Here is a 2,238-nt window from a genome sequence, read left to right on the forward strand (position 1 = left end):
GATCAATACTATAAGTACCAACTTCTTGACCATCTTTCATGGCTGGAACGGTTGTTGCTGGCTGATTATTGACATCCAATAAGGTAATCGTTGAGGAATCAATTGGAGCTGTAACATCACCTGCGGTAAACAATGCTCTAGCTTCTGTTGTCTGTGCTTGACCCTGTTTGCCGGTAGTCTCAGCTGTTTGTGCCGTCGGAGTCACTTTTTCTACTGTTGGTGTGTACTTAGCGGTCACTTCTGTACCGTTCTTATCAACACGTTTAACGATCACGCCAGTACCTGTTCCTGTAAAGGTTGGTTCTGGAGTGAAAGTGACAGTACCATCTGGGGCAACGCTGTAGGTACCCTCACCGTCAATAGTCATTTCTGTGCTACCATCTTTAAAGGTGGCTGGAACAGTGTCGTCAATCGGAACTGACGGGTCGCCACCTACAAATGTTGGTGTCGCCGTCTGAACTTGTCCTTGCTTACCTGTTGATGTTGCATCCTCACCTGTTGGGGTGACTGCTTCAACTGTTGGAACATACTTAGCTGTCACTACTGTACCGTTCTTATCAACACGCTTAACGGTCACACCTGTACCTGTTCCTGTGAAGGTTGGTTCTGGAGTGAAGGTTACAGTGCCATCTGGGGCAACGGTGTAAGTTCCTTCACCGTCAATAGTCTTAGTTGTACTACCATCGTCAAAGGTGGCTGGAACAGTGTCGTCAATCGGAACTGACGAATCGCCACCTACAAATGTTGGTGTCGCCGTCTGAACTTGTCCTTGCTTACCTGTTGATGTTGCGTCTGCTCCTGTTGGAGTCACTTTTTCTACTGTTGGGGTATAAGTTGTTTCTACTGAAGTGCCATTCTTATCTTTAGCTTGAATTTTAACAGCATCTGGTGTACCAACAAAATCTAAGTTTGGTTGGAAAGTAACAACACCTGTCACTGGATCAATACTATAAGTACCAACTTCTTGACCATCTTTCATAGCTGCAACTGTGGTTACTGGCTGATTATTGACATCCAATAAGGTAATCGTTGAGGAATCAATTGGAGCTGTAACATCACCTGCGGTAAACAATGCTCTAGCTTCTGTTGTCTGTGCTTGACCCTGTTTACCGGTAGTCTCAGCTGTTTGTGCCGTTGGAGTCACTTTTTCTACTGTTGGTGTGTACTTAGCGGTCACTGCTGTACCGTTCTTATCAACACGTTTAACGGTCACGCCAGTACCTGTTCCTGTAAAGGTTGGTTCTGGAGTGAAAGTGACAGTACCGTCTTGTGCAACAGTGTAGGTACCCTCACCGTCAATAGTCTTAGTTGTGTTGCCATCTTCGAATGTAGCTGCAACATTATCATCCATCGGTACAAGTGGGTCACCTGCCGTGAAGGTTGGTTGACCACTTTGAACTTGACCCTGTTTACCTGTTGATGTAGCGTCTGATCCTGTTGGAGTGACTGCTTCAACTGTTGGGGTATAAGTTGTTTCTACTGCAGTGCCATTCTTATCTTTAGCTTGAATCTTAACAGCATCTGGTGTACCAACAAAATCTAAGTTTGGTTGGAAAGTAACAACACCTGTCGCTGGATCGATACTATAAGTACCAACTTCTTGACCATCTTTCATAGCTGCAACTGTGGTTACTGGCTGATTATTGACATCCAATAAGGTAATCGTTGAGGAATCAATTGGAGCTGTAACATCACCTGCGGTAAACAATGCTCTAGCTTCTGTTGTCTGTGCTTGACCCTGTTTGCCGGTAGTCTCAGCTGTTTGTGCCGTTGGAGTCACTTTTTCTACTGTTGGTGTGTACTTAGCGGTCACTTCTGTACCGTTCTTATCAACACGTTTAACGATCACGCCAGTACCTGTTCCTGTGAAGGTTGGTTCTGGAGTGAAAGTGACAGTACCGTCTTGTGCAACAGTGTAGGTACCCTCACCGTCAATAGTCTTAGTTGTGCTACCATCGTCAAAGGTGGCTGCAACATTATCATCCATCGGTACAAGTGGATCACCGGCCGTGAAGGTTGGTTGACCACTTTGAACTTGACCCTGTTTACCTGTTGATGTAGCGTCTGCTCCCGTTGGAGTCACTTTTTCTACTGTAGGCGTGTACTTAGCAGTCACTGCTGTACCGTTCTTATCAACACGTTTAACGGTCACGCCAGTACCTGTTCCTGTAAAGGTTGGTTCTGGAGTGAAAGTGACAGTACCGTCTGGGGAAACTGTATAAGTTCCTTCACCGTCAA

The 2,238-nt window shown here is 45.7% G+C and carries 1 pseudogene; it reads right to left on the reverse strand.

From position 1 onward, the window contains the following. Nucleotides 1–2,238, reverse strand: a pseudogene (locus N7659_RS08075) (CshA family fibrillar surface protein C); the annotation flags it as partial.

This window comes from Streptococcus sp. CSL10205-OR2 (assembly GCF_025660655.1).
In the GTDB taxonomy this organism is placed as follows: domain Bacteria; phylum Bacillota; class Bacilli; order Lactobacillales; family Streptococcaceae; genus Streptococcus.